The sequence below is a fragment of the Alcanivorax sp. S6407 genome (assembly GCF_023016115.1).
In the GTDB taxonomy this organism is placed as follows: Bacteria; Pseudomonadota; Gammaproteobacteria; order Pseudomonadales; family Alcanivoracaceae; genus Alcanivorax.
The window spans coordinates 548,015-574,829 of record NZ_JALKBH010000001.1 but is presented as its reverse complement, the minus strand read 5'-3'; the positions used below and the strand labels follow the sequence as shown (position 1 = coordinate 574,829).

Annotated in this window: 18 protein-coding genes; 15 read left to right on the top strand and 3 right to left on the bottom strand. The window is 55.7% G+C overall.

Annotated elements, in window-relative coordinates; genetic code table 11:
- Positions 1-25: 25 nt before the first annotated feature.
- From MWU49_RS02540 to MWU49_RS02475, 14 genes are all read left to right on the top strand, one after another.
- On the top strand, positions 26-1,693 hold the full coding sequence (locus MWU49_RS02540) for an outer membrane protein transport protein (protein ID WP_246967678.1): 1,668 nt from the start codon (positions 26-28) through the stop codon (positions 1,691-1,693).
- A complete protein-coding gene (locus MWU49_RS02535) occupies positions 1,693-2,544 on the top strand; it encodes a YgdI/YgdR family lipoprotein (RefSeq protein ID WP_246967676.1) in 852 nt (283 codons plus the stop codon). The genes MWU49_RS02540 and MWU49_RS02535 overlap by 1 nt, the downstream gene beginning before the upstream one ends.
- Positions 2,545-2,573: 29 nt before the next feature.
- On the top strand, positions 2,574-4,529 hold the full coding sequence (locus tag MWU49_RS02530; protein ID WP_246967673.1) for a hypothetical protein: 1,956 nt from the start codon (positions 2,574-2,576) through the stop codon (positions 4,527-4,529).
- A 213-nt stretch (positions 4,530-4,742) separates the two neighbouring features.
- Complete coding sequence (locus MWU49_RS02525; protein WP_246967671.1) at positions 4,743-5,441, top strand: GntR family transcriptional regulator; 699 nt, start codon at positions 4,743-4,745, stop codon at positions 5,439-5,441.
- A 9-nt stretch (positions 5,442-5,450) separates the two neighbouring features.
- Positions 5,451-6,341 carry a methylisocitrate lyase gene (prpB, locus tag MWU49_RS02520; protein WP_246967669.1) on the top strand — a complete coding sequence of 297 codons (891 nt, stop codon included), beginning with the start codon at positions 5,451-5,453 and terminating at the stop codon, positions 6,339-6,341.
- Positions 6,342-6,547: 206 nt separating this feature from the next.
- Positions 6,548-7,693 carry a 2-methylcitrate synthase gene (prpC, locus tag MWU49_RS02515; RefSeq protein WP_246967666.1) on the top strand — a complete coding sequence of 382 codons (1,146 nt, stop codon included), beginning with the start codon at positions 6,548-6,550 and terminating at the stop codon, positions 7,691-7,693.
- 130 nt (positions 7,694-7,823) lie between these two features.
- On the top strand, positions 7,824-10,415 hold the full coding sequence (acnD, locus tag MWU49_RS02510) for a Fe/S-dependent 2-methylisocitrate dehydratase AcnD (RefSeq protein ID WP_246967664.1): 2,592 nt from the start codon (positions 7,824-7,826) through the stop codon (positions 10,413-10,415).
- A gap of 253 nt (positions 10,416-10,668) precedes the next feature.
- Positions 10,669-11,847 carry a 2-methylaconitate cis-trans isomerase PrpF gene (prpF, locus tag MWU49_RS02505; RefSeq protein WP_246967662.1) on the top strand — a complete coding sequence of 393 codons (1,179 nt, stop codon included), beginning with the start codon at positions 10,669-10,671 and terminating at the stop codon, positions 11,845-11,847.
- A 274-nt stretch (positions 11,848-12,121) separates the two neighbouring features.
- On the top strand, positions 12,122-12,337 hold the full coding sequence (locus MWU49_RS02500) for a hypothetical protein (RefSeq protein WP_246967659.1): 216 nt from the start codon (positions 12,122-12,124) through the stop codon (positions 12,335-12,337).
- Positions 12,331-13,053: a nucleotidyl transferase AbiEii/AbiGii toxin family protein gene (locus MWU49_RS02495; protein ID WP_246967656.1), complete on the top strand. Its 723-nt coding sequence runs from the start codon at positions 12,331-12,333 to the stop codon at positions 13,051-13,053. The genes MWU49_RS02500 and MWU49_RS02495 overlap by 7 nt, the downstream gene beginning before the upstream one ends.
- An 869-nt stretch (positions 13,054-13,922) precedes the next feature.
- Entirely contained in the window at positions 13,923-16,493 is a 2,571-nt protein-coding gene (locus MWU49_RS02490) for a hypothetical protein (RefSeq protein ID WP_246967653.1), read from the top strand.
- A 12-nt stretch (positions 16,494-16,505) separates the two neighbouring features.
- Positions 16,506-18,170: a hypothetical protein gene (locus MWU49_RS02485; RefSeq protein WP_246967650.1), complete on the top strand. Its 1,665-nt coding sequence runs from the start codon at positions 16,506-16,508 to the stop codon at positions 18,168-18,170.
- Positions 18,167-19,057, top strand: a complete 891-nt coding sequence (locus tag MWU49_RS02480; RefSeq protein ID WP_246967647.1) for a hypothetical protein — start codon at positions 18,167-18,169, stop codon at positions 19,055-19,057. Before MWU49_RS02485 ends, MWU49_RS02480 begins: the two co-directional genes overlap by 4 nt.
- A gap of 3 nt (positions 19,058-19,060) precedes the next feature.
- On the top strand, positions 19,061-20,575 hold the full coding sequence (locus MWU49_RS02475) for a hypothetical protein (RefSeq protein ID WP_246967644.1): 1,515 nt from the start codon (positions 19,061-19,063) through the stop codon (positions 20,573-20,575).
- 440 nt (positions 20,576-21,015) lie between these two features.
- Here MWU49_RS02475 and MWU49_RS02470 read toward each other — a convergent pair whose 3' ends face one another.
- From MWU49_RS02470 to MWU49_RS02460, 3 genes are all read right to left on the bottom strand, one after another.
- Positions 21,016-21,291: a helix-turn-helix transcriptional regulator gene (locus MWU49_RS02470; protein ID WP_246967641.1), complete on the bottom strand. Its 276-nt coding sequence runs from the start codon at positions 21,289-21,291 to the stop codon at positions 21,016-21,018.
- A gap of 3 nt (positions 21,292-21,294) precedes the next feature.
- Positions 21,295-22,581: a HipA domain-containing protein gene (locus tag MWU49_RS02465; protein WP_246967639.1), complete on the bottom strand. Its 1,287-nt coding sequence runs from the start codon at positions 22,579-22,581 to the stop codon at positions 21,295-21,297.
- Positions 22,582-23,016: 435 nt separating this feature from the next.
- Positions 23,017-23,835: a pyruvate, water dikinase regulatory protein gene (locus tag MWU49_RS02460; RefSeq protein WP_246967636.1), complete on the bottom strand. Its 819-nt coding sequence runs from the start codon at positions 23,833-23,835 to the stop codon at positions 23,017-23,019.
- A gap of 550 nt (positions 23,836-24,385) precedes the next feature.
- On the opposite strand from MWU49_RS02460, the gene ppsA reads away from it, so the two are divergent.
- Complete coding sequence (ppsA, locus tag MWU49_RS02455; RefSeq protein ID WP_246967633.1) at positions 24,386-26,758, top strand: phosphoenolpyruvate synthase; 2,373 nt, start codon at positions 24,386-24,388, stop codon at positions 26,756-26,758.
- The last annotated feature ends 57 nt before the right edge of the window (positions 26,759-26,815 follow it).

Here is a 26,815-nt window from a genome sequence, read left to right as displayed (position 1 = left end):
CGAATGCAGTTGGATGGGGTGAGCCATGAAGAACAATAATAAACAGCTCGGGCTGCGGTCACTTGCTGCTGCGTTGGGTATGATGGCCGGCGTTGCCAGTGCCCAGCTTGCCAACAACATCGCCATCGATGTGAAGGCCATGAGTATGGGGCATGCGGTGGTAGCAGATCCTCCCGGGATCTCAGCGATCCACTTTAACCCGGCGGGTCTGGCCAAGCTGGATGGCCGACGTATGGACCTGCAGTTCCTTGGCGCTGACTTTGCGCTGGAGTCCGAATTCAGTGCGCCTCCAGGCTATAACGTTTTCGGCTTTTCCGACGATCCCGTAGTCTGTAATGACGCCCCGAACGATGGCGTGGATTACTGCCGGGATTTCAAGACTGCCACCAGTACCGTAGAGGGCATCTCCCTCTATCTGCCTTTTGTGAATGACACCGTGGATCTGCCGCCAGGTCCGTTGATTGCCGGCCCGTTACCTGCGTTTTCCATTCGCCCGGCGGGCTCCAAATTCACCTTTGCCACAGCGACTTACTTGCCCCTGGCGGCGGGTTTTTACCGTGACGAAGATGATGTCGGTAACTACATGGGTGAGAGGGTAGCGCTGGAGCGTATCACCTACCTGTCTCCGTCCATTGGCTATCGGGTGAATGACGAATTGTTTATCGGTGCGTCCATTGGCATGAGCTACCAGGCCATCGCCCTGGAGCAGGATTTCCGCGCGCCCAACGAGTTGCTCGGCTTTGCCCGGGTGATCGATGAAAGCATCTGTGCGCCTTTTGAGGGCGAGTCCAACATCGCGCTCGATCTGATCCTGTTCGGTATCTGTCGCCCGGAAGAAGGGCTGGGACCGTTCAAGAACATGGCCTCCCTAGATGTGTCCATGGAGCAACGTTTCAGCCCGTCCTACAACCTGGGGATTCTCTGGGAACCCAATGAGCGTTTTGCCTGGGGGGCTACCTGGCGCTCAGCGGCTAAAACCCACATGAAAGGTGACTATAAGATCACCTATTCCAACGCAGCGCGTGAAACCATCAACGGTATTGGTGGCTCGGCTACTGGTGCGCTGGCATTGGCGGTACTGGGCATTCCGTCCTACGTGGGTGAAGAGGAAGTAGGGCGGGTGAGCATGGATTTGACCATGCCCGCCACCTTCCAGACCGGTATCAAGATCAAGCCCACCGAGCGTCTTCAGTTCAATGTGGATGCGGTCTGGGCGGACTACAAGGAATGGGATGCGTTCAATATCGTATTTGACCGCAGCTCAGCGGTGTTGAGCCTGGCGCGCTTGTTCTCCCCGGGTTCCACACCTACGCGGCTCAGCTACCCGCTGAATTTCCAGTCCACCTGGAACCTGGCGTTTGGTGCAGCCTATGACCTGACTGGCCGTATCCAGTTGCGTGCAGGTTATGAGCCCCGCGCCTCTGCCATCCCGGAAGATCGTCGCAGCCCTATGGTGCCGATCAATGAGGCGCGCTATTACAGCCTGGGTCTGGGCTACAAATGGGACAAGGATACCGATATCGATCTTGGCTTCGGCATGCTGCACAGCAAGGATGAGATTCCCGCCAATACCAGTTGTGCAGCAAACTGCACCGGTATCGATAATGTGGTCTACAACCCGTATGCTGGCCTCGATATCAAGACAGAAGCCAAGATCACACTGATTGGTCTGGCCTTCAGAACCAAATTTTAATGCGACATTTTCTCGTTTTGTCTCTGCTCGCTCTGGCTGGCTGCCAGAGCGCTGTCCCTGCCGGCGATGCCTCCAGTGGTCTGTACGTCTATACCGACGCCCAGGGAAACCTGGTGACCATGGAGCGGCCGGCAGAGCGCAAATCGGCTCCACCGGCCAAACTGCCTGAATCTACCTCCAGTCCGGAAGCGGATGCCTCCAGCCCTCAAGCCATGGACAATATTGAGGATTACCGGCCCAGCGGCGAGGTGGATCAGGAGCTGGAAGATCGTGAAAACCAGCGCTTTGTTACCTATGTCGATGAAACCGGGCAATTGGTGAGCCGGCCCATTGATATGGGGGCGGAGAGGGCGGCTGCAGCTTCCGCGCCACCAGCCTATGAAGCCGTACCCAGTGGCGGTTTCATGGAAACCTACCGAGCCTTACGGGCGGATTGCTGCCTGCATATGCTGGAATCTGCGCAACAACTGGAGCCGGGCAGCGAAAAGCTGGTGACATTTGATGAAGACAGCCTGCAAATGGCGGGCGAAAACGGGTATCGTGCCAGCGTCTTCAGGCTGGATCAGGGGCTGTCATCGGTCACCCTGAATGCCTTCCTGAAAAAGGCGGGCTACCTGGCGGTGGAATTGCTTTGGCTGGATGCCGAGGGCTCACCGGTCATGCTGGTAGATCAGCCTTTCAGCCGCAAGTACCCGGAAACCTGGTACCGATACGGCTATCTGCAGGGAACCCTCGAGCGGGAAGCAGGTCAACAGTATCTGGTTGTTTTTCTTCCTTATTCTGAAGAGCAGCCTGGTACCGACGGATTACTAAAAGTGACGCAGGGTGAGCTTGTCCTGATGGGCAAGTGATAAGGCCTGCAGATTCACAGGAACTGAATATGCGTGTTTTGTTTGCTTTGATCGCTTTGCCTCTGGCCCTGGTGGGCTGTAATGGGGGAGAGGACTTCTCTGATGCGACTGTGCCTGGCTGTCCGGCAGGGGCGCCTTGTGATACCTCCGTTCGCGGTGAAGTCTTTGTCGAGTTGACTGGCCCGAAGATAAGCAATGTTGGCTACAAGTGTTCCGGTAGTGAAGTGGTGTTCTTTACCTCTGATCAGGAGCGCACCACTACGGATACAGATGGTGAGGTAGTCGTTATCCCGCCTTATACGGCGTTATGTCCAGCCGCCAGCCAGGAAATTGAATTCTTCCTGGGCAATGGTCTTTTTGAGGGGAACAAGATTACGCTGGGCTCATTTCTGTTTCCCCAGCAGATTCGCAAAGATAGCTTCCAGGTGACCGTTGCTGATTTGATCCTGCCGCCAAGCCGAAGCTCTCTGGATAATTCCGTGCTGTTCCGCTCGGCCTTGCTGCAGGCGTTGGATAATGACGGCGATCCAGATAATGAAGTCAGTATTCAAGGTCGCACCCCAAATGAGGAAGAGTTGGGAACAGGTGTTGATATTAATGAGGTGATTGATAACAACGCAGGATTGATCCCCAGTCAGCCGTTTGATGGTTACCCGGATTTTGCTGCATTCAAGTTGGCTTGGGAGGACTTGCTGGCTGCTGTTGATACAGCCCTGATAGGCGCATCAAAGCCTGTTGTTGAGAATTTCGATCCTGACACTTCGGCTTACGAGGTCCGCATTTTGCAGGCCGCAGATCGAAGCCGGGCGGGTCTTTATATTTTAGAAAGCGCTGGTGAATGTCTGGTGGCGGAAGAGTGTGATTTCACTGCGCAAGATGGTTCCCGCTTTACCATGGCCATGAGAGGTCTGGTTCTGCCTTCAGGCAAAGTGCTTGCAGGCGGTCAGCTGTTTCGTTCAATTGATTCCACTACGGAAGAGCTGGATTTTGTCGGTTTACAAAGCACGGCCTCTGTTTCAGACACGCTATTTCTGGTGAACAGTGATTTCATGTCCGAGAGCGTTCAGCTGACAGGGGCGGGAATCGGTGAGGCCACGCCAAGTGTCACAGATGCGCAGCTGCAAGGCCGGATACTGGGGCAGACATTTTATACCGGTGTCACCATTGGTGCCGGTAGTGACTTCGATCTCGATTATCCGACCACCAACTACACCATTAAGTCTAATGAGAAAGGGGAGCTTGCGGGAACCTTGCTGGGTAGAGCTGTGCCGCGCCCAGACGACGATGATCCTGAAACCATAGAAAGTCCCATGCCGGTTCGCGGCACCAAGACAGGCGAGGTGGAGGTCTCCCTTGATCTGACATTGCTGGCTGCGGCCGAGGGTGATTATCGCATTTCACTTATGCGCGCCTGTGTGGGAGAGGGCGATGATGGTAATGGCGAGTGTAGTGCAATCCCCAACCCGACTCTGGAGGTAGGAGAGAACTACCCTGACTCCATCACTCGTGGGGACACTACTGTTGAAATAGAGACCGAGCGTGTCAGGGAAGATGAGCATGACACTCCGATTCGTGATTTTTGCTTGTCTATCGATGGCGCTGGATTGATCACCACAGGGGATAATGGTGCCTGTGGTACAGCTCATCAAGTCGGGATGGTGACGCGGACATTGCCTGACTCCAACAGCGTGAACGTATTCTTGCGTCTGGCTCCAGGGCTGGACGTTCGAGGAGTTGCTCCGCACTATAATGTCGAAATCCAGGGTCGCATCGATTTTGATGATGCCTGTGCTCCCATGTATCGCCTTGGTGATGCCAATTTCGATGACAAAATCCGGGCAGGTTGGGTAGATCTGCAGTTCTTGCCTGCGATTCAGCGGTCCAACTGGTCCAGCCAGGACAACCCAACAGATCTTGAGCGTCTGGTATTTGCTTCGCTGCAGTCCGGTGCGGTGCAGTTTGCTCAGGATGGTTGTCCGCCCTGATTAGCTGCATTCGCTTGCAGGCAAGCTCCTACGGTTAACGCCGTACAGCTTGCCTGTTAGCACAGCGAGGGCTGGGATATCCTGCGCAACCACCCCAATTGCCCCTATCGGTCATTCCTTAGTATCCATTGTCAACAATCGCTCTTGAAACATTCTGTTTAGGGGCGTAAAGTCCAGCCCGGTTGTTCAGATTGTCAACAATCGGGCTGTTTTATGTCTGTTGCCTCACCTGAAAGTGCGCGAACCCTTGCTGACCGAGTATTTGCCCGGTTACAGGATGATATTGTGCGTGGTGAGATCCCCCCCGGTTCCAAGGTCAGCGAAACCGAGCTGGCCGCCCGCTACGGTGTCAGCCGTGGTCCTCTCCGTGAAGCTATCCGTCGTCTTGAATCCCGCAAGCTACTGCAGCGCGAAGTGCACGTGGGTACCCGCGTGGCCTCGCTCAGCTTTGATGATCTGATCGAGATCTATCACGTGCGTGAAGCGCTGGAAGGCATGGCGGCCCGGCTGGCGGCGGAGTGCATGACCCCGGCTGAGGTGCGTGGCCTCTACGATGTGCTCGATCAGCACGAGCAACAACAGGACCTGCGCGAAGATACCGCCTATTTCCAACGCGAAGGGGACCTGGACTTTCACTACCGCATTATTCAGGGCAGCCACAACGCCACCCTCAGCCAGATGCTGATTGGCGAGCTCTATCACCTGGTGCGCATGTACCGTTACCAGTTCAGCTCCGTGGCCAATCGCCCGCAAAAAGCCCTTAACGAACATCGTCGTATTCTCGAGGCCATCGAGTCCCGGGATGGCGAAATGGCGGAGCTGCTAATGCGCCGCCATATCAGCAGTGCCCGCAAGAATATCGAAACCCAATATGCCGCCCACAAGGCGGAAAACCTGAAAATGGAACAATAGGAGAACGCCATGTCAGCAAACCTGACCGCCGGCGGCCGCTTCCGTAAAGCTCTCGCGGAAGAAAAGCCCCTTCAAATCATGGGTACCATCAATGCCTACGCGGCAATGATGGCCGAGCAGACCGGCTACCGTGCTATCTACCTGTCCGGTGGCGGTGTGGCCAACGCCAGCTACGGCATGCCTGACCTGGGTATGACCAGCATGAATGATGTGCTGGAAGACGTGCGTCGTATCTCCAGCGCTGTGGAAACTCCGCTGCTGGTGGACATCGATACCGGCTGGGGTGGGGCGTTCAACATCTCCCGCACCGTGAAGGAAATGATTAAGGCTGGCGCTGGCGCCGTGCACCTGGAAGACCAGGTTGCCCAGAAGCGTTGTGGCCACCGTCCCAACAAGGAAATCGTTTCCCAGGGTGAAATGGTTGACCGTGTGAAGGCAGCTGTTGATGGCAAGACCGACGACGACTTCTTCATCATCGCCCGTACCGATGCGTTCCAGATGGAAGGTCTGGAGTCTGCGGTAGATCGCGCCAAGGCGTGTATCGAAGCCGGTGCTGACGGCATCTTCGCTGAAGCCGTACACACCCTGGAAGACTACAAGGCGTTCAAGGAAGGTCTGGGCGACGTACCGCTGCTGGCCAACATCACCGAGTTCGGCGCTACTCCGCTGTTCACCCGTGAAGAGCTGGCTGAAGCTGGTGCGGACATGATCCTGTACCCGCTGAGCGCCTTCCGCGCCATGAACAAGGCTGCCCTGGCCGTGTACCAGAGCATCCGTGAAAACGGGCACCAGAAAGACGTGGTGGACATCATGCAGACACGTATGGAGCTGTACGATTTCCTTAACTACCACGACTACGAGCAGAAACTGGACGCGCTGTTCGCCCAGAACAAGGGCTAAGAAGCTCAAGGTCTAACCGTAGGAGCCTGCCTGCAGGCGATTTTCTTGAAAGATCGCCTGCAGGCAGGCTCCTACGGCGGACAAACAGATTCAACATCGTAGGGCGGAAATGGGCGTAAGCCCATCTCCGCCAGAAACACAGCGGCAGAATTTCCGCCCTACGGTGATCGGACATTGTTGTAAACAGATTAACCAGGAGATGAACAATGGCAGAAGGCAAGAAACTCTCAGGCGCTGGTCTGCGTGGCCAGGTGGCAGGTAAAACCGCTCTTTCTACTGTAGGTGTTTCCGGCTCTGGCCTGACCTACCGCGGTTACGACGTCAAAGACCTGGCAGAAAACTGTGAATTCGAAGAAGTGGCACACCTGATCCTGAAGGGCGCTCTGCCCACTCAGGCAGAACTGGATGCCTACAAGACCAAGCTGAAAGGTCTGCGTGGTCTGCCCCAGGCGCTGAAGGAAGTGCTGGAGCGCATCCCGGCTGACGCTCACCCCATGGACGTGATCCGTACCGGTTGTTCCATGCTGGGTAACCTGGAGCAGGAAGACACCACCGTCATGGGCGTATTCCCGACCCAGGAAGAAGCCATTGATCGCATGCTGGCCTGCTTCCCGTCCATCATCTGCTACTGGTACCGTTTCAGCCACGATGGCGTGCGTGTTGACGAAAACACCGACGACGACTCCATCGGCGCCCACTTCCTGCACATGCTGCGTGGCGAAAAGCCCAACGAGCTGCATGAGCGCGTAATGAACGTGTCCCTGATCCTGTACGCAGAGCACGAGTTCAACGCCTCTACCTTCACCGCTCGCGTGTGTGCTTCCACGCTGTCCGACATCCACAGCTGCATCACCGGTGCCATCGGCACCCTGCGTGGTCCGCTGCACGGTGGCGCCAACGAAGCTGCCATGGACATGATCGAGAAGTTCACTTCTGCCGATCACGCCGAGCAGGAAATGATGGGCATGTTGGAGCGCAAGGAAAAGATCATGGGCTTCGGTCACGCGATCTACAGCGAATCCGATCCGCGTAACGCCATCATCAAGGAATGGTCCGAGAAGCTGGCCGCCGACGTGGGCGACACCGTGCTGTACCCGGTATCCGTACGTTGTGAAGAAGTAATGTGGCGCGAGAAGAAGCTGTTCTGTAACGCTGACTTCTTCCACGCTTCTGCGTACCACTTCATGGGTATCCCGACCAAGCTGTTCACCCCGATCTTCGTGATGAGCCGTCTGACCGGTTGGGCTGGCCACGTGATGGAGCAGCGTGCGGACAACCGCATCATCCGTCCGAGCGCCGAGTACACCGGTGAAGATCTGCGCAAGGTAAACCCGATCGCAGAGCGAGGCTAATTAAGCCAGATGCCTGACGCCGGATGCCTGACGCTGTGTTACACGGCCTCAGGCGTTTGGCGTCCAGCGTCAAGCGTATCATTACATCCCAGGCTCATCCTGAAAGCACACTCACAAAGAGTCCCAGGCTATGAACACTGAATATCGCAAGCAGCTTCCCGGCACCCAGCTGGACTATTTCGACACCCGTGCGGCTGTCGACGCCATCCAGCCTGGGGCCTATGACAAACTCCCGTTCACCTCGCGCATCCTGGCTGAGCAGCTGGTGCGTCGCTGCAACCCGGCGGATCTCACCGATTCCCTGAAGCAGCTGATCGACCGTCAGCGCACCATGGATTTTCCGTGGTACCCGGCGCGGGTGGTGTGTCACGACATTCTGGGCCAGACCGCACTGGTCGATCTGGCCGGTCTGCGTGACGCCATCGCCGAGAAGGGCGGTGACCCCTCCAAAGTGAACCCGGTGGTACCGACCCAGCTGATCGTGGATCACTCCCTGGCGGTAGAACACCCGGGTTTTGAAAAAGACGCGTTCCAGAAAAACCGTGACGTGGAAGAGCGCCGCAACGCGGACCGTTTCCACTTCATCAACTGGACCAAGACCGCGTTCGACAACGTGGACGTAATCCCGCCGGGTAACGGTATCATGCACCAGATCAACCTGGAGAAGATGTCTCCGGTAGTGCAGGTACGTGACGGCGTCGCCTTCCCGGACACCTGTGTGGGCACCGACAGCCACACTCCCATGGTCGATGCGCTGGGCGTGATCTCCGTGGGTGTAGGTGGTCTGGAAGCCGAGAACGTGATGCTGGGCAACCCGTCCATGATGCGTCTGCCCGACATCGTCGGTGTGGAAATGACCGGCAAGCTGAAGCCGGGCATCACCGGTACCGACCTGGTGCTGGCCCTGACCGAGTTCCTGCGTAAGGAGCGTGTGGTTGGCGCCTACCTTGAATTCTACGGTGAAGGCGCAGACAGCCTGTCCGTGGGTGACCGTGCCACCATCGCCAACATGACTCCGGAATACGGCGCTACCGCAGGCATGTTCTTCATCGATGGCCAGACCATCGACTACCTGAAGCTCACCGGCCGTGAAGACGAGCAGGTCGCCCTGGTAGAGAAGTTCGCCAAGGAAACCGGTCTGTGGGCAGACAGCCTGAAGACTGCTGAGTATGAGCGCGTACTGCACTTCGATCTGTCCAAGGTAGAGCGTAACCTGGCTGGCCCGTCCAACCCGCACGCACTGCTGCCGGTCTCCGAACTCCATAACCGTGGCATCGCCAAGGAATGGAAAGAGGAAGAAGGTCTGATGCCGGATGGCGCGGTGATCATCGCGGCCATTACCAGCTGTACCAACACCTCCAACCCGCGCAACATCATCGGCGCCGGTCTGCTGGCCCGTAATGCCAACAAGCTGGGTCTGGTGCGCAAGCCGTGGGTGAAGAGCTCCCTGGCACCGGGTTCCAAGACCGTAAAGATGTACCTGGAAGAATCCGGTCTGCTGCCTGAGCTGCAGCAACTGGGCTTCGACGTGGTGGCCTTCGCCTGTACTACCTGTAACGGTATGTCCGGCGCCCTGGATCCCAAGATCCAGAAAGAAGTGATCGACCGTGACCTGTACGCTACGGCGGTACTGTCCGGTAACCGTAACTTCGACGGCCGTATCCACCCCTACGCCAAGCAGGCGTTCCTGGCGTCTCCGCCGCTGGTCGTGGCCTACGCCATCGCCGGCACCATGCGCTTCGATATTGAAAAAGATGCGCTGGGCAAGGACCAGGACGGCAACCCGATCTACCTGAAGGACATCTGGCCTTCCGATGAAGAGATCGATGCCATCGTGAAGTCTGCGGTGAAGCCGGAACAGTTCCGCAAGACCTACATCCCGATGTTCGAGAAGAAGGGTGACGGTGAGCGCGCAGCCAGCCCGCTGTACGACTGGCGTCCGCAGTCCACCTACATCCGTCGTCCTCCTTACTGGGAAGGCAACATGGCCGGTCAGCGTGAAATGAAAGGTATGCGCCCGCTGGCGATCCTGCCTGACAACATCACCACCGACCACCTGTCTCCGTCCAACGCCATCCTGCTGGACAGCGCGGCCGGTGCCTACCTGGACAAGATGGGCCTGCCGCAGGAAGACTTCAATTCCTACGCGACCCACCGTGGTGACCACCTGACGGCCCAGCGTGCCACTCTCGCGAACCCGAAACTGTTCAACGAGATGTGCCGTGACGAGAACGGTGAAGTGATCCAGGGTTCCCTGGCGCGAGTTGAGCCGGAAGGCCAGCAGATGCGTATGTGGGAAGCCATCGAGACCTACATGGAGCGCAAGCAGCCGCTGATCATCGTGGCAGGTGCCGACTATGGTCAGGGTTCTTCCCGTGACTGGGCTGCCAAGGGCGTTGCCCTTGCCGGCGTGGAAGTGATTGCCGCTGAAGGTTTCGAGCGCATTCACCGTACCAACCTGATCGGCATGGGGGTAATGCCCCTGCAGTTCGAAGAAGGCACCACCCGCAAGACCCTCAAGCTGGATGGTACCGAGATCTACGACGTGGAAGGTGAACTGGCGCCGCGTGGCACCATGACCCTGGTGATCACTCGCCAGAACGGCGACGTGGAGCGCGTACCGATGATCTGTCGTCTGGATACCGCGGAAGAAGTGTCCGTGTACACCAACGGCGGCATCCTGCAGAAATTCGCCAAAGAGTTCATGGCGGAAGCGGGCTAAGGGGAAGTCCTTGTGGGACTGGCTTAAAACACCGGTCCTTGTGGGAGTTTGCTTGCAAACGAATATTCGCGTGCAAGCACGCTCCCACAAACGACGGCCTCTCCCTGCAATGACTTCCGTAGGAGCCTGCCTGCAGGCGAAAAGATCGTCTGCAGGCAGACTCCTACAGCTAGATTTCTGTAGGAGCGTGCTTGCACGCGAAAATCCAACCCCGCCGGTACCACCGCCGGGGTTTTTTTAAAGGAGCAATACCATGGCTCATGCACCACAGATTAAAATCGCCGCCACCTACATGCGTGGCGGCACGAGCAAGGGCGTATTCTTCAGCCTGAAAGACCTGCCCGAAGTGGCCCAGGTCCCAGGCGCAGCCCGTGACAAGATCCTGCTGCGCGTCATCGGCAGCCCGGATCCGTACGGCAAGCAAACCGACGGCATGGGCGGCGCAACGTCAAGCACCAGCAAGACCGTGATCCTGGCCAAGAGCGAAAAGGCTGACCACGACGTGGATTACCTGTTCGGCCAGGTCTCCATCGACAAGCCGTTCGTGGACTGGAGTGGCAACTGCGGCAACCTGACCGCGGCCGTCGGCTCCTTCGCCATCAGCAACGGCCTGGTCGCCGCTGATCGCATCCCGGAAAACGGCATCGCCGTAGTCCGTATCTGGCAGGTCAACATCGAAAAAACCATCGTTGCCCATGTCCCCATCACCAATGGTGAAGTACAGGAAACCGGCGACTTCGAGTTGGACGGCGTGACCTTCCCGGCGGCAGAAGTGCAGGTGGACTTCATGGATCCGGCAGACGGGGAGGGCGCCATGTTCCCCACCGGCAATGTGGTGGATGAGCTGGAAGTCCCCGGCGTGGGCACCTTCCCGGCCACCATGATCAATGCCGGCATTCCTACCGTTTTCGTCAACGCAGAAGATATCGGTTACACCGGTACCGAGCTGCAGGGCGACATCAACGAAAACAAGGAAGCCCTGGCCATGTTCGAGACCATCCGGGCCTACGGCGCCAAGCGCATGGGCCTGATCGAGAACATCGAAGAAGCGGAAGCCCGCCAGCACACCCCGAAAGTGGCGTTCGTCTCCAAGCCGAAAGCCTACGCGGCCTCCAGCGGCAAGCAGATCGACGAGGGTGATATCGACCTGCTGGTGCGCGCTCTGTCCATGGGCAAGCTGCACCACGCCATGATGGGCACCGCGGCCGTAGCCATCGCCAGCGCCTCAGCGGTTCCGGGCACCCTGGTGAATCTGGCAGCCGGCGGCGGCGAGCGTGACAGCGTCACCTTCGGCCACCCCTCCGGCACCCTGCGCGTCGGCGCCGGCGCCAAGGAAGAGAACGGTCAGTGGACAGCCACCAAGGCCAGCATGAGCCGCAGCGCTCGTGTCCTGATGGAAGGCAACGTCCGCATCCCCGGCGACTGTTTCTAAGTAGCGTCAAAAGAACGGGTAGGGCGGAAATCGGCGCCAGCCGATTTCCGCCATTCCTGCCAAATCCCCGGTTTGCAGGAGCGGTGGTTCCACCGCGAAAAAACCCACTCAACCCCTTCGCTTGCAAGCAGCCTCCCACAAGTAACCAGAATCACGACGAAAGTGAACAGCATTAGCCGCTCGTGGTCCTTCTCCTCATGGATACACAAGATTTGCTGCTAGCGAACCGCTGCTGATAAAATGACCACATCAAACGCATCTCAGGGGCTGCCATATGGCTGGCACGATGATCGACAGAAAGCACTATCCTGAGCTTGATCTCATCATGTGGGATCATGCCGGTCGCTTTATTGCCCCGGAGAAAGCGTTTGCCCTCTACGAGACCCGCTGGCGGTTTGTAGACCAGACGCGGCTCGACACGGCTGAAAAGCAGCTGATTGCCCAGCTCAAGCATAAGCATGGCCATGGAGTAATGCTGGCCGCATGCTGACGCCAACCCGGCCCCATCATCAGGTCATCTGGGAGATCCTGAAAGGGTTTGATTCGGGTTTTCTGGCCCAGAACAATATTCTGTTTGGTGGTGGCACCCGAATCGCTCTGGAGTTGGGAGAATACCGGGAATCCGTCGACATCGATTTGTTCTGTGTGGGAAAAGACGCTTACCGGGCCGCCCGTTCCTCCATAACCCAGAACAGCTTCGGGGCATTATTCCGTCCCGATTGTGAGCCGGCCTTGTTCAAAGGGCGTGAGATACGTGCAGACAGAGATGCCATACGCAGCATCCTGGACGGTGCGGGACGGCCCATAAAGCTGGAAATCATTCATTTCGACAGTGACGACATCACTGGAGACGCCGATAATTCGCTGTTCCCTCTGTCTGTCGTCTCCCGGGAGAGTTGCTTTACCACAAAGCTGCTAGCCAATGCGGATCGTTACCGTGACGGCCTGAAAGACATTGTCGATCTCTTGATGATGAGGGAGTGTTGGGGCGACGTTGGCGAGCAAGCTTGGCAATCTGCGTATCAACAGTACGGTGAGCAGGTGGTTTTGCAAAGCCTCGCCAGCGCCTTACAAAAGCTAATGGAAGATCCTCCCGCCACCCAGGCTCGGATGGCAGAAGAAATGAAAATTCAGCAACCGTTAGCGAAAAGGCTAACCACGAATATGCCTCGATCCTGGCTTGATTCACGGCGACTTGCTCCCTGACAGTAAGGTCTCAATTGCGCTCCCGACGTCACTGGTAATGCAAATTAATGCCCTTATCAGGTGTAGATTGTGACAGCCACCAAGTCCAGGATGAGCCGCAGCGCTCGTGTCCTGATGGAAGGCAATGTCCGCATCCCCGGCGACTGTTTCTAGGTAACGCCAAAAGAACGGGTAGGGCGGAAATCGGCGCCAGCCGATCTCCGCCATTCCTGCCCTCAAAAGGCCCACCCTGTGGGAGCGTGCTTGCACGCGAAAATACAGCCTGCTCAACCAGGAGGGATTCAAAACTGGCACCATGGCTCTAACCCAGGGTGTTCTGGCCCTCTGGCACCCTCGGAACCTCAAATAAGCTTCATCCATCCCCCCCAGAAGCCCGCCCAGCCCCTGATTCTGCAACAGGCCTGCTTTCTATAGGAAAATTAGGCTAAAGGTTGGTGGTGACTAATCCCTGTGGCCAATAAACGCTCAATGAGCTTGAATTTCGCCCCTTCCAGACTTCTGGATAGACGCTAAATCGACAAATGTGCACTTTGGTAACGGAAGTATTGCCTTGCTATTGAGCACAAATGTGCACTTTTCGTTGGTGGGAGGGTGTCCCTGTGCTAACGCACTGAAATTCTTGAAATTATCATCCTGCCATTCTGTATTGTTTCTGTTAACAAGTGTTGCGATAGGTGGTTGCCGTGTGTAGTCTTGCGATTAAAGATGACCAAAACTGCCAGGCAGGGAATGTTTGCTGCCAGCAAATAACAAAAAACACCGAGGTCAACGTGCGTCGCAACTTCCTACCTTCCAACTTGTTGTTGGCAGCGACCCTTACACTTGGGGCTATCCAGTCTCAGGCGCTCACGCCAATGACGGACGACTCTATGTCTGAAGTGTCGGGGCGTGATGGACTCACTGTGATCATTCAAACCCCCAACGATGGTTGGTCTGCTGATAGTATCAATTGGAAAAATGATGTCAGGGTTCAGGGTTATGATGCGCAGCTGGATCCTGTACTCACTACCGTTGAAGATTACGATCCGCTAGTGAATGCACCTTATGAAGCACACCTCCAGTTCGATACCGTAAAAGCCCGTAGCGTTAACCAAACCGGCTCCACCGTTGGTGGCAGTCCTGTAACTCTGACCCAAACACTGAATGTTGGTAAAGAGCTGATAAGCTCAGACCCGAATGTGTACGGTCCTCCGATAATGCAGTATTACATTGGAGTTGATCGTGTTCGTCTGGAGGCTGCTGCATTAGGCATTCCCACATCTCAATCCGCTACCGCTCAATCCCGCTCTTTTGGTGCTTTTGCGCTGGATGCAGCAATGGAAATGACCATCCGTAACCGTGGTTTGTTTGATGCAGAATATGGCAAGGCTTATTTGAAAGGTGAGGTGGGCCTTAATGGTCAATATGCCAACCTTTTCTATAACCAGATCTCCGGCGGCCCAGAAATGGTCATGCACGATTTGCATGCCATGTGGGAGATGAGCGAAGGCACCTTGGGTATTGATGAGAAAGGGGTGATCTGGCGTACGGGCTACGGTGGCGCTTGGGATACAATTCCTGAGACTGGTCGCACCCTCACAGAAGCCGATATCATTAAGTTGGCTCTGGACTTCGAATATCTCTACAAAGATCCAGGTCCAGGTGCTCATGATGAATCAGAGGATTTTGTCATCACGGATAATAGCCGTGGTGTCATGCATTTCGGCTGGCTTGGCAGCGCGAAAGATGTCGAGCTATATTGGCGCCCAGGTGGTACTTGGTATGGCACAGAAACGCTCGCGTCCGACTATGGGGAACATATTATTTACGACGTTGCCAACAAGTCCGGTGGCTTGCATTTTGGCGGGGGTTGGGAATTTGTAGACCGTGCCGAAGCCGCGCAAATAGGTGATGCAGATCTGGAATTCCGCTGGCGTTTGGGGGAGGCCTCTGATGTTTGCCCAGGCGGTGTTTGTGCATCTGGCAAAGACAAATCACGCATCAACTTCGAGCTTGGTAACTGGACTTTCTGGGGTGAGCGCACCTACGGTAATGAGGCGGATTACCCCTATGCCAACAACCTGCATATCAAACCCTCCTCATTCCATTTCCCGTTAATCGCGCTAGACGCTATCAATGGCGATCAAGGGCCAGGGGGCTTTTGCTGGGGCTTTGCCTATAACGGCCCGGCTGCGACCTGTACAGGCAATAGCAGTCAGTTTATCAATCTGACGCCAGGCCATATTGGCAATGCTTATGCTGCAAATTTGCGACATAGTGGCACAGATTCAACGGGCGGCCTGGCCATCTACATGCGCGATGCGCAGCTGCAGGCATTTTCCCGTAATGTACGCCTTCTGGTTCGAGATGGTGCCGGCGACCTGATTCCCGCAAAAGAACGCAACGTAGATTGGGGCTTGATCTACGCCCTCGCTAACGTAGATGCCAATATTTACCTCTATCCCGGCGGCAATACCGCTAACGAGAATAACGGTATCATCGCTGATCTCATGGTCATGTCTCAGACCTTTGATGAAACTGACTTCCTGCACCAAGGTTCTAATTGGGACCACGGCACCCACCTGATGATTGCGGACACCAATATCGACGGTGACGGAAACTATGGCGAAACCCGCGATGCCATGGGAATTGGCTTTCTCAATAGCAGCTTCCTATTGGCAGCCAACGACACCCGAATCCTGTTGAAAGAGCAGGATGGCACTGGTGATATGGATTACTACAGTGGCGGAATAGACATGACCTCGCCCGCGACTCGCTTTCACTACAAGGCAACCTTTGGCGGCGGGATACTGCCGGATAATAACGGTGGTTATGGCACTGGCCCAAGAATTGTTCAGGGTGCCCTGATCAATTTCAATCTGGAAGGGGCGGCCAATGTGCGTTTCTCGCCCTCCAACCCCAACGACACCTGGGACACCGCAGTGGCAAGTCAGTATGAAGGCCCCTGGAACGATGCCAAAAACTACCTCGGCTATAGCGCAGCCTTGCGCCTGGGAGGGCTGAATAGCACTCCCAATGGCAATCAAGGAACAGATGGCATCGGTAACACCAATGGCTATGGTGCCTACCTTAGTCTTGGCGAACCAGGGCGGCCTGACGTGGTATGGCGCTTTGCCAATGTGGAAGGCGATATCGCCTTTGATAACGGCATGATTGATATCCGTGGCGACGAGGAAGATGACGATGACAAGCCTAAACTGGTTATTGCGAATAATATGCTCATAGGACGAGCCGCATCAGCCAGGGTTACTGAAGGATTCGCAGGAGTGAATGTAACAGACTACAACCACAACGGTACCTACACAGGCCAGGAACTCAGGGCCAATATGATGTTGGGTGATCAAACACTGGGAACTGCGGTGATTCCGTCTGCGACTGTTTATTCCTCCATTACCCTGACAACGCAAACTCCGTGTTCAGGCTTGGCCGTGTGCCCATAGGAGCGAAGCCATATGAAATTCAAAATGACAAAACCCATGGCGTACACCAAACAGCTGCCGAGTTCTGAAAGCTCTCACACATTCTCTATAGCTGCTTCGTCGCTCTTCTGTCTGCTGATCGCCCCATTAGCCAATGCGATGGTAGAACTCGAAGAGGAGCAAATGGCCGGTGTGACCGGTGCCGGCCTGGCGTTTGTACTTGATGACTTCAGCTTCCGAATGGCCCCCACAAGCTATGCCGAGTTGACCGGCTCGGCTCCTTCGGCGGCGGCGGCGGCGGCTGGCTGGACGCGTGGGGATGCCCGCTATTATGGTATTTCCATGACAAGTGGTTATGGTCCATTGGGGGCGAGTAATGGTCCCCAAGGCGTTGCAGGGCGTGGCACTACCTGGTGGAACAGTAGTGCAACTGGCGGTGGGTGTGGGACCTTTGCCGATGCTGTTGGGGGGCAGCCTAACTTGCAGTGCCCTCTGGGTATTGGTGATGGTGATTTTGGTGTTCCCGGTTTTGCTACGCCGTATGACCCTTACATGCTCCGTGTGTTTGAATATGAGGGCTTTGACTACCAAGGCGTATGGCGTGGTGATAGTGCCCCCATAGGTTATTCCGGGCCGGTTGAATCCATGCCAACGATGCTGGAATTTCGTGGCCCTATCCACACTGATCCTTGGCGCTGGGCATTTTGGGGCGAATTTGAGATTGATCGCGGCACTTGGAATGGAACGACAGTAACGGGCAATGATCCCCGCATTGGTGCCTGCAATAATTCTGACCCAGCCTGCAGCGGCGGAGCAGACTTCCTGCAAAGCCAGACCATTATTTTTGGTAACCCCTACGCAATAGGTCATGTTTGGAATGGGACATCTGATGATGATGATAACCCCAATACGGCCCGTACAGATCAGGGGTACACCAAATCTCCGGGCCCCTTGCGCACTGTTCAGCGCTGGGCGAAAACATTGAACGATAATGATCCAACCTTTGGCGTTAGTTATACAAGTGCACTCTCTGGCGATTTCCGGTTCTCAGTCCGCCAAATCGGTAACGTAAATGACCCAGAATTGGATAGCGATGATCAGCTTCATCATGTGCCACGTTTCCACCGGACCGAAGGCATGTACTTCCGTAATGTGGACGCCTACATCCCTGGTACCTGGCATTACCAGGCTATTACGTTTAGTGGTACCTCCGATTACAGCATCGCCGCGGATGGCTCCATCAACAAACTGGCCACTCCCATCCAAAACGGTAATTTCACAATTGAAATGACCCGGATCCCGAATAACGCCAATGTGTATTCTTACCAATACTGCGGCAGCACTAGTGGTAGTTGCGAGCTTAATGATAACGGTGATGGTTTCCTGAAACAGATTAACCGCAATACCCACGGTTATGTTCGATGGGGTAATTGGTGTGCCGATGCCGATTGCACCGCCACTATTGATCCTTATGACTCGGCTTATCTTGGAACGGGTGAGTATGATTTGCCCACAAGCACGATCAGCACCGATTGGTCTCCCTCTAATCCAGGAAACACCGGCAACGGCATCTACTTTATTGGTTCCAACCCTGTCGGAGGGCAAAACAATAATGCCGTTGTCAATCTGGGGATTTCTCGCCTGGAAGGCATGCAGATCCAGCACATGAAAATCACCTCACTGGGGGCGGGCTCATGAACAAAGGCATCATGATCGTGCTGGGCAGTATCGTCGCTCTACAGACCCACGCCCTGCAGCCCCTGGCAGATGAAGAAATGGGGAACGTGGCGGGCCAGGAAGGCGTCATGGTCTCTCTTGAGTACTACTACAACTCGGTTAGGACAACTAACGCTGCAACCACGGGTGCGGGGCTAGCTAGTTGCTCAAATGATCCCAATGGCGCGCTTGCGGATATGGATTGCCGCCTTTCCTGGCAGCTTGCGAACCGTGGCAATGCCTCCATCGATTCCAATGTTCCCGGCACCTGGACAGATGCGGACGGCAACAACTTCGCAGGTGAGTGGCTGGTGTGGAAAGCCGGTTGGGCCTCACTGGCAGTGAATGATCTGTCTCTTGATGGTGCCTTTCTGGGCACCGGGAACCGCGCAGCATCATCCTCTACAGGGACCGCGATCATGATTGATGGTTCCGGGGCTGCTCTCTCAACGCCAGTGGAGGGCCTGACCGAATCAAGCTACGAAAGCTGGTTTGCTGACAATATTATCTTCCCCTCTGAGCCAGGCAAGGACAAAGGTAGCTTCCTGGATTCTTCCGGAAACTGTTTGCTGGGCAACGGCGGTTCTGATTGCACAGCTGCGTATCTCAGGCAAATGCCAGCGTTGCGCACCTTCTATCCAAATACTGGCGGCTCCTATGATGACACATCCAAATCCAGCGTTGGCTATAACGATGCCCGCTTCGGGTTACACGTCACAGGACTATCTGCTGAATATGACGACGCGCTTCAAGGTGTGGGCTGGAAATTGAATAATCACGATTCGTTCACCAGCCTCACCATTGCCGATAATAATGGCCACCAGGCGGGCATTGCGTTTGGCGGCAACTTTTACCTGTATGGGTTTTAAGTTATGAAGAAGAATAATCGTAGCCCGAGAACACCTTTACCCAACCTGTTCAGAAGAGGGTTGCTGGTGTCTCTTGCTGGCTTGGTCCTTTTTGTTTCGGGCATCTGTCACGCCATGGTCGAGCTGAAAGATGATCAGCTCTCCAATGTGACTGGTCAGGCATTAATGCAGATGAACAAGATTGTGGGGGATGTCGCCAATGGCAATGACGGCTTTACTTTTTACACGGCTGGTCTTGATGTCATGCTCGACCTTAACCTGAACATTGAAAAGTTGCAGCTGGGCTGTGGCGGTGTGAATGGTGTAGGTTGCGATCTGGATATTGATCACTTTTCGTTGGGGTGTATTGCCAATGCTGCGGGGAATTGTATTAGCCTCAATCCCCAAGCGGGGAGTAATCAAATATCTGGCGCTGTGGCTGACAATATTGCCAACCAGAACCAGATGAAAGACTTTTCTATCCAGCGTCCTTTCTTTCAGTTCGCCATCAAGAACGATCAAAGCAAGACCCTGCGTGAAGTGGTTGGCATCCGTATGGGTGGTGAAAAGGTCAGTGGTCCTTTGAGCTTCGGTTCCTTGAACTCTTTTAGCGGCCGTATGAGCGGGCAATTAAATCTTGCGATGCGCGGTGCAAACAATGTTGCGGTGACCTGCGCCTATGGAGACCGGCCCTGTATTGCGCCTGGTGCGGATCCAAGTGGCATGATCCACCAAGGAGCAAGCAGTTGGGGGTCGCCTGGATATCCTAGTGGATGTGGTGCTTGGTATGATCCCTGTGATCGTGGAGGAATGGGGACACCCTCGGGCGGTTATCTGAATCTGGGTGATGATATGATCCTTGATATAGGCATTGCTGATATTCGTTTTCAGGAAGCATTGGTCAATTATCAGGATGTGATTCGCAACGGCAACGCCGTTGAACTTTCCGGCAACCGGGAAAGTCAGGCACAGGTTAGCGGCGTTAACTTAGCAGGTGTAATTAACTCGATTGTTTATGGAAATAATGATGGAACAACGGCAGTAGGTAGTAATCCGTTGACATTGGCGGATACTGATGCAGGCGCTCTGGTAAGCGTATTCGGTCCAACATTGCTGCCTTTACTCCGCGGTGGTATTGCCGATCAGATCAAACGCCAACTTGCTCAGGGCTTGCGTATTTACAATGCTGATGCGGCCACTAATCAGTCCTTAATCAATAGCAAAGAACCTGAGGAAATTCACACTGACCTGAATAACTACCAATTGCCATACAATGTGACAAATGTGCATCAGGTTGATGTAACTTCAGACGATTTCGGCTTATCTTTCCAGAAGGAAGCAGTGCGTTATCCTGGTTATACAACAGCCATGTTAACTGGTTGGAGCATGTACTCCCCGGATGCTTTTACACTAAATATCGACCAAGCTACGACCACGTTGATGGCCAACATCCTTGGTAGTTCTGCTGCGAGAGACGGCAATATTATAGGTCTTGAGCCAGCATACCGTAATTGCTGGGGCTCGGCACGGTTCTGTTGATAGTGGTGCCCCACAAGCCCTCAGATCTCCCATTTTGCTATGGGAGATTACTTCCGGGGCCAGATAGCCCCTCGGGACCAGGCTCCCATTTCCCATTTTCGAGTGGAGGGGGCTGGCCTGCCACCGGGTTTGTGTGGGCGATGGTCGCACTGTGAAAAACCCAGTCAAAGCCCTTCGCCTGCAAGCAGCCTCCCACTGAAATTTCCATTCTCTGTAGTACAGAGCACGAGGCACGGGGCTCCCATTTTTCCAATGGTGTTGATCTGCTGTGGGAGGTTGCTTGCAAGCGAAGCTTTTCCCAGCCTCGCCAAAAAACTTCGCGTGCAAGCACGCTCCCACAAAAAATCACCCATTCTTCTCATCCTGAGCGTTGGTTCCACTACAAATACCCAAGGGAAGTGTCTGGATCCGCCATTCCACGGAGATCTAAACGGCCGGAGCTATCGAAATACCCCCATACGCAACCCAAACGGCTTTAATAACTTCTCGGCTGTGGCGAGGGTCGGGTTGGCCTGCTGGTTTTCGATGCTATGGATCACCCGCACGGATACGCCGGTCAGTCTGCTCATTTCTTCCAGTGTGAGCAGCAGCTCTTTTCTGATTCGGGCTATAACTTCTGCCAGAGGCAGGCCGGGGTGTTCGGTAATGGATTGGTAGAGAGACTCTCTGCGAGCCATTTGCTCTTGGGGGGAGAGCTCTGTGTGGCGTTTATCCATGATTTATAGCTCTTTGAATGTATTCAGGACGCCTTGCGTCAGCCGGTCGGTGCGAGCGATCAGGTCGGTCGGCAGGCCTGAATTGTGCATTTCTTCAACCAGTGTGGTGAGCGGTAGCGCCATTTCCTTGATGCTTTGTGCAAGGCTGGAAGCGGGGAGGCCGCTGGCCTGGGCTGCCTGAGCGATGACGCTGCCCCATTCTGGTTGGCCATTGTCATCCCGCTCCCAGCGGGTAGTGCGGGCTATTCCCTCTGGGTGAAGGTACATGGGCGCGAAGTCGAACAATGGTGTGAGGGCAATGCGGTTTTCCGCTGTGCGGGTGATCGCCGTGTTTCGAGCGTGGTTGTCCTTGTTGCCAAGGATAATATTGGCGATGTCTCGCTTGAGATATTCAGCAATTTCCTTTTCTGGCTCGGTGCAGACGGCTGCCAGTGCCTTGCAGACTTCGTTGTGTGTCATACGTAGCCCAAAGCCGGCCTTCTGGCAGAGTGATGCCACGCTTTCCTGGGCCTGGCGGATAACCTTGCCACCGCTGCAGAGACGATCAAAGCGTGGGATGAACAGTGCTCCATTGTGCGTTTCCAACTGACCATGAACGCGCAGGCCAAGATGTTTTGCCAGCGTCATGTAGTGGTTCTCACATTCCAGAATCAGTTTCAGGTCGCTTTGGTTGTGACGCTGGAATTTGACTAGCCAGTGTTTACGAGCGCGCTCATCCGGCAGGGTGTGGTCCAGATACAGCAAGCCATCATCCGCTTCCGTCAGCAGGACCTTGGGCCATTCCCCCTGAACACCGGAGGAGCCGGCGACGAACAGGCCGTGTCCGGCCAGGTATTCAATAAAGTCTTCGTGGCGATTGGCCACATCTTGATAACGAAAGCCGGTTGCTGGCGTGTTGATGTTGTCCAGGTATTCCGCCGCTTCCTTGATTCTGAGGTTGCCGATGGGGTTGCCGGCTCCGGCTAACAGTAGTGGCCAGTCTGCAGAAAAGGTGGCAGTTTCTGGCAAGCCCAGTTGGCGGAGCAATTCCTGCCTTCCGAAACCCTGAGGCAGCAGGTCCAGCAAGAACGGCGGCCAGCTATCGTGCATGAGGAGGTCCATGCTGACCGGCCAGCGGACTGTGCAGGCGTGAGCGTCCTGACGCCCTTGAAAACCAAGGACATGGTCGAGTGTATAACCCGAGTGGGTGGCAGCCTTCCAGCCCAGCTGTTCATCGTCGGTCAGTGTGACTGTCGCGGCGTCGTGCCATTGATTGGCGATGAATAGCTGAATGGTACAATAATTGCTCATTTATGCACCATAATACAAAAGTGGTGCCCCTGGTAGCTATTATTTTTGCTTTATAGGTAAAAAGTGCGCTGTTGGTGTGGACGAAAAGCAAATTTGACGATGATGCGCCAGCCACATGATTTGCCGTGCAAGTTTGCTTGTGAACGAATGGGCCGCAAGGGAGGGGCGGTGATGTTCGATTACGCCGTGGTAATTTTTTTGTGGGAGCGTGCTTGCACGCGAAGCCTTTGTACCGATGTGCTTCATTCGCGTGCAAGCACGCTCCCACAGAGATCTTGGGCTGAAGTATGGATGCCCTCGGGGCCAGGTCTCCCATTTCCCATTTGAAGATGGAGCGAGCAGGCCTGACACCCGGTTTGCAGGGGCGATGATTGCAATGCGAAAAGGGGTATGCCCTATGCAATCCCTGTGAACCATCGCTTCGCAGAAGCCGGTTTATTGAAGTCGTCTTTGCAACCCCTTCATCGCCAACACCCGCGTACTGATCTCCTCAATCGACAGCTCCGTCGCATCTAGGTACGGAATATTGTGCTTGTTGTACATGGCTTCCAGTGCCCGTAGTTCCATATCGCACTGACGCAATGAGGCGTACTTGCTGTTGGCTTTGCGTTCGCTGCGGATGGCGCTGAGGCGTTCGGCGTTGATGGTGAGGCCGAACAGCTTGCTCTTGTGCTCCTGCAGGGCTTTGGGCAGGCGCAGGTCGTCGAAGTCGTCTTCGGTGAGCGGATAGTTGGCGGTGAACAGGCCGAACTGGAGTGCAAGGTAGAGGCTGGTGGGGGTTTTGCCGGAGCGGGACACGCCGATGAGGATGATGTCCGCCTGATCGTAGTGGCGGGTACGGGCGCCGTCGTCGTTGTCCAGGGCGAAGTGCACGGCGTTGATGCGGATCCGGTAGGAGTCTGCATCACGGATGGCGTGGCTCTGGTTGATCTTGTGGCTCGAGCGCATCCCCAGCTCTGCTTCCAGCGGGTTGAGGAAGGCGCCAAACAGGTCCAGCACCATTCCCTTGCAGCCATGCAGGATCTCCCGGTGTTCACTGTTGACCAGGGTCGAGAACACGATCGGCTTGGCGCCATCCTGGTCGAAGGCCTTGTTGATCTTTTCTACGGCTTCCCGGGTTTGCTCGTCCGATTGTACGAAGGGCAGGGTGACTTGCATGAACTGGATGTCACCAAACTGGCTGAGCATGCTGTGGCCCAGGGTTTCTGCGGTGATACCTGTACCGTCGGAGAGGTAGAAGGCTGTTCGGGTCATGATGGGTTCGCCGTGGTCTGTCTTTTTTGGCGACTCGGCCCGGGGGTGGCGTGACATTGACTCACGAGTTTGTGCCTGTATTCAGGCGAATCGCTTGCAGGCTAGCTCCCTCAGGAGCATTTGTCAGGCCAGGTGCGAGGCTAAGTCGTTGTTTTGTCATGGCAGTCTAGTGTCTCAGCACGGTGCTTGCCACCGAAATGATGGTCATTTTGAGGAAAATGGCCGTTGTCGTAGCGGGATGTTGCCTTTACACTCCGCGACCTTCCGTAACGCGACCATTAACCCTGCAATTTCAAGGGGATACGGCGCCTGGCTCGTTGCCCCCTTCTTTACAGGCCCCGGATGGCCGAAAGTCGGGTGCATTTTCGCGTGAAGGGCAGGCAAAGCGTGACGGTTTTGAGTAGAATGTCGGCTCGATTTGATCCGGCAACGCCGGGGAGCACCGTGCAGCAAGCTCGTTATGGGGGTCCAGGGCCCTTGGGCAGTGCGGATTCGGGCGCTTCCACATCACCAGGATTTACCCGGTATAAACGTATTTAAGGAGACGACCTTGGCGGAATATGTAGTCTGGTTTCAGGATCTGGGGAAGGACGACGTAGAGCACGTTGGCGGCAAGAATGCCTCCCTGGGCGAAATGATCAGCAATCTGTCGGCAGCGGGTGTCTCCGTTCCCGGCGGCTTCGCGACCACTGCTGAAGCCTTCCGTGAGTTCCTCGAGCACAACAACCTGACCCAGCGCATCAACGATGCGTTGAGCGCGCTGGATGTGGAAGACGTGAATGCGCTGGCCAAGACCGGCCAGGAAATCCGTCAGTGGGTGATCGATGCGCCGTTCCAGCCTGCACTGGAAGACGCCATTCGTGACGCCTACGAGCAAATCGGTGAAGGTAATGCCGATCTGCCGGTGGCGGTGCGTTCTTCTGCTACCGCTGAAGATCTGCCGGATGCCTCCTTTGCCGGTCAGCAGGAAACCTTCCTGAATATCCGCGGCATCGACAGCGTCATGGTGGCCGTGAAGGAAGTGTTCGCCTCCCTGTTTAATGACCGCGCCATCAGCTACCGCGTCCACCAGGGCTTTGATCACAAGCTGGTCGCCCTTTCCGCGGGCATCCAGCGCATGGTGCGCTCTGAAACCGGCGCCGCCGGTGTGATGTTCTCCATGGACACCGAGTCTGGCTTCAAGGATGTGGTCTTCATTACCGCGTCTTTCGGCCTGGGTGAAATGGTAGTGCAGGGCGCAGTTAACCCTGACGAATTCTACGTTCACAAGAACACCTTGCTGAACAACAAGCCTGCCGTGCTGCGTCGCAACCTGGGCAGCAAGATGCAGAAGATGATCTACGGCGCCGAAGCCTCTGCCGGCAAATCCGTACAGATCGTCGATGTGGATCGCGAAGAGCGCATGGGCTTCTGTCTGACCGATGAGCAGGTCGAGAACCTGGCCCATCAGGCCATCGAGATCGAGAAGCACTACGGCATGCCCATGGACATCGAATGGGCGCTGGATGGTGACGACGGCAAGCTGTATATCGTGCAGGCCCGTCCGGAAACCGTGAAGAGCCGTTCCGATGCCAACGTGATGGAGCGTTACCTGCTCAAGCAGACCGGCAAGGTACTGGTAGAAGGCCGTTCCATTGGCCAGCGTATTGGTGCTGGTGTGGTTCGTGTGGTGCACAGCATCAAGGAAATGGACAAGGTCCAGCCCGGTGATGTCCTTGTCACCGACATGACCGACCCGGATTGGGAGCCGGTGATGAAGCGTGCCGCTGCCATCGTGACCAACCGTGGTGGTCGTACCTGTCACGCGGCCATTATTGCCCGTGAGCTGGGTGTACCGGCTATCGTGGGTTGTGGCGACGCCACCGACATCCTCAAGGATGGCATGGAAGTGACTGCCTCCTGTGCGGAAGGCGACACCGGTAACATCTACGAAGGCAAGCTGGAGTTCGATATTCAGCGCAACTCCATCGATTCCATGCCCAAGCTGCCGTTCAAGATCATGATGAACGTGGGCAACCCGGATCGTGCGTTCGATTTCGCCGGCCTGCCGAACCAGGGTGTGGGTCTTGCGCGTCTCGAGTTCATCATCAACCGCATGATCGGTGTGCACCCGAAGGCATTGTTGAACTACGACACCATGCCCCAGGACATCAAGCAGAACATCGACAAGCGTGTCGCCGGTTACGGTGACCCGGTGGACTTCTACGTGGAGAAGCTGGTTGAGGGTGTGTCCACCCTGGCTGCTGCTTTCTACCCGGAGAAGGTCATTGTTCGTCTGTCTGACTTCAAGTCCAACGAATATGCCAACCTGATCGGCGGCAAGCACTTCGAACCGGAAGAAGAAAACCCGATGCTGGGCTTCCGTGGTGCCAGCCGTTACATCAGCGAGAACTTCCGCGATTGCTTCGAGCTGGAATGCCGCGCCATGAAGAAGGTGCGCGACGTGATGGGCTTCACCAACGTGGAACTGATGGTGCCCTTCGTGCGTACCGTGGGTGAAGCAGAGCAGGTGATTGATCTGTTGGGCAAGAACGGCCTGAAGCGTGGCGAGAACGAGCTGCGTGTGATCATGATGTGCGAGCTGCCCACCAATGCGTTGCTGGCTGAAGAGTTCCTGGCGAACTTTGATGGCTTCTCTATCGGCTCCAACGACCTGACCCAGCTGACCCTGGGCCTGGACCGTGACTCCGGTATCGTTAGCCACCTGTTCGATGAGCGTGACCCGGCGGTGAAGAAGCTGCTGAAGATGGCTATCGACGCCTGTAACGCCCAGGGCAAGTACATCGGTATCTGTGGTCAGGGCCCGTCTGATCATCCTGACCTGGCCAAGTGGCTCATGGAGCAGGGGATTTCTTCTGTGTCCCTGAACCCGGATTCAGTACTGGATACCTGGTTCTACCTGGCGGAAAAGCACGGCGAATAAGTCTTGCTTGACCCGTCTCGTGCTTAACCGCACAGTAAAAAGCCCGCTTATGCGGGC

Bases quoted from the DNA above. Each gene is read 5' to 3' on its own strand.
- MWU49_RS02470 (WP_246967641.1), bottom strand. From the start codon at position 21,291: ATGGATAAACGCCACACAGAGCTCTCCCCCCAAGAGCAAATGGCTCGC.
- prpC (WP_246967666.1), top strand. From the start codon at position 6,548: ATGGCAGAAGGCAAGAAACTCTCAGGCGCTGGTCTGCGTGGCCAGGTG.
- MWU49_RS02465 (WP_246967639.1), bottom strand. From the start codon at position 22,581: ATGAGCAATTATTGTACCATTCAGCTATTCATCGCCAATCAATGGCAC.
- acnD (WP_246967664.1), top strand. From the start codon at position 7,824: ATGAACACTGAATATCGCAAGCAGCTTCCCGGCACCCAGCTGGACTAT.
- MWU49_RS02525 (WP_246967671.1), top strand. From the start codon at position 4,743: ATGTCTGTTGCCTCACCTGAAAGTGCGCGAACCCTTGCTGACCGAGTA.
- MWU49_RS02475 (WP_246967644.1), top strand. From the start codon at position 19,061: ATGAAGAAGAATAATCGTAGCCCGAGAACACCTTTACCCAACCTGTTC.
- MWU49_RS02495 (WP_246967656.1), top strand. From the start codon at position 12,331: ATGCTGACGCCAACCCGGCCCCATCATCAGGTCATCTGGGAGATCCTG.
- MWU49_RS02500 (WP_246967659.1), top strand. From the start codon at position 12,122: ATGGCTGGCACGATGATCGACAGAAAGCACTATCCTGAGCTTGATCTC.
- MWU49_RS02460 (WP_246967636.1), bottom strand. From the start codon at position 23,835: ATGACCCGAACAGCCTTCTACCTCTCCGACGGTACAGGTATCACCGCA.
- MWU49_RS02535 (WP_246967676.1), top strand. From the start codon at position 1,693: ATGCGACATTTTCTCGTTTTGTCTCTGCTCGCTCTGGCTGGCTGCCAG.
- MWU49_RS02530 (WP_246967673.1), top strand. From the start codon at position 2,574: ATGCGTGTTTTGTTTGCTTTGATCGCTTTGCCTCTGGCCCTGGTGGGC.
- MWU49_RS02540 (WP_246967678.1), top strand. From the start codon at position 26: ATGAAGAACAATAATAAACAGCTCGGGCTGCGGTCACTTGCTGCTGCG.
- MWU49_RS02480 (WP_246967647.1), top strand. From the start codon at position 18,167: ATGAACAAAGGCATCATGATCGTGCTGGGCAGTATCGTCGCTCTACAG.
- MWU49_RS02490 (WP_246967653.1), top strand. From the start codon at position 13,923: ATGTCTGAAGTGTCGGGGCGTGATGGACTCACTGTGATCATTCAAACC.
- prpB (WP_246967669.1), top strand. From the start codon at position 5,451: ATGTCAGCAAACCTGACCGCCGGCGGCCGCTTCCGTAAAGCTCTCGCG.
- prpF (WP_246967662.1), top strand. From the start codon at position 10,669: ATGGCTCATGCACCACAGATTAAAATCGCCGCCACCTACATGCGTGGC.
- MWU49_RS02485 (WP_246967650.1), top strand. From the start codon at position 16,506: ATGAAATTCAAAATGACAAAACCCATGGCGTACACCAAACAGCTGCCG.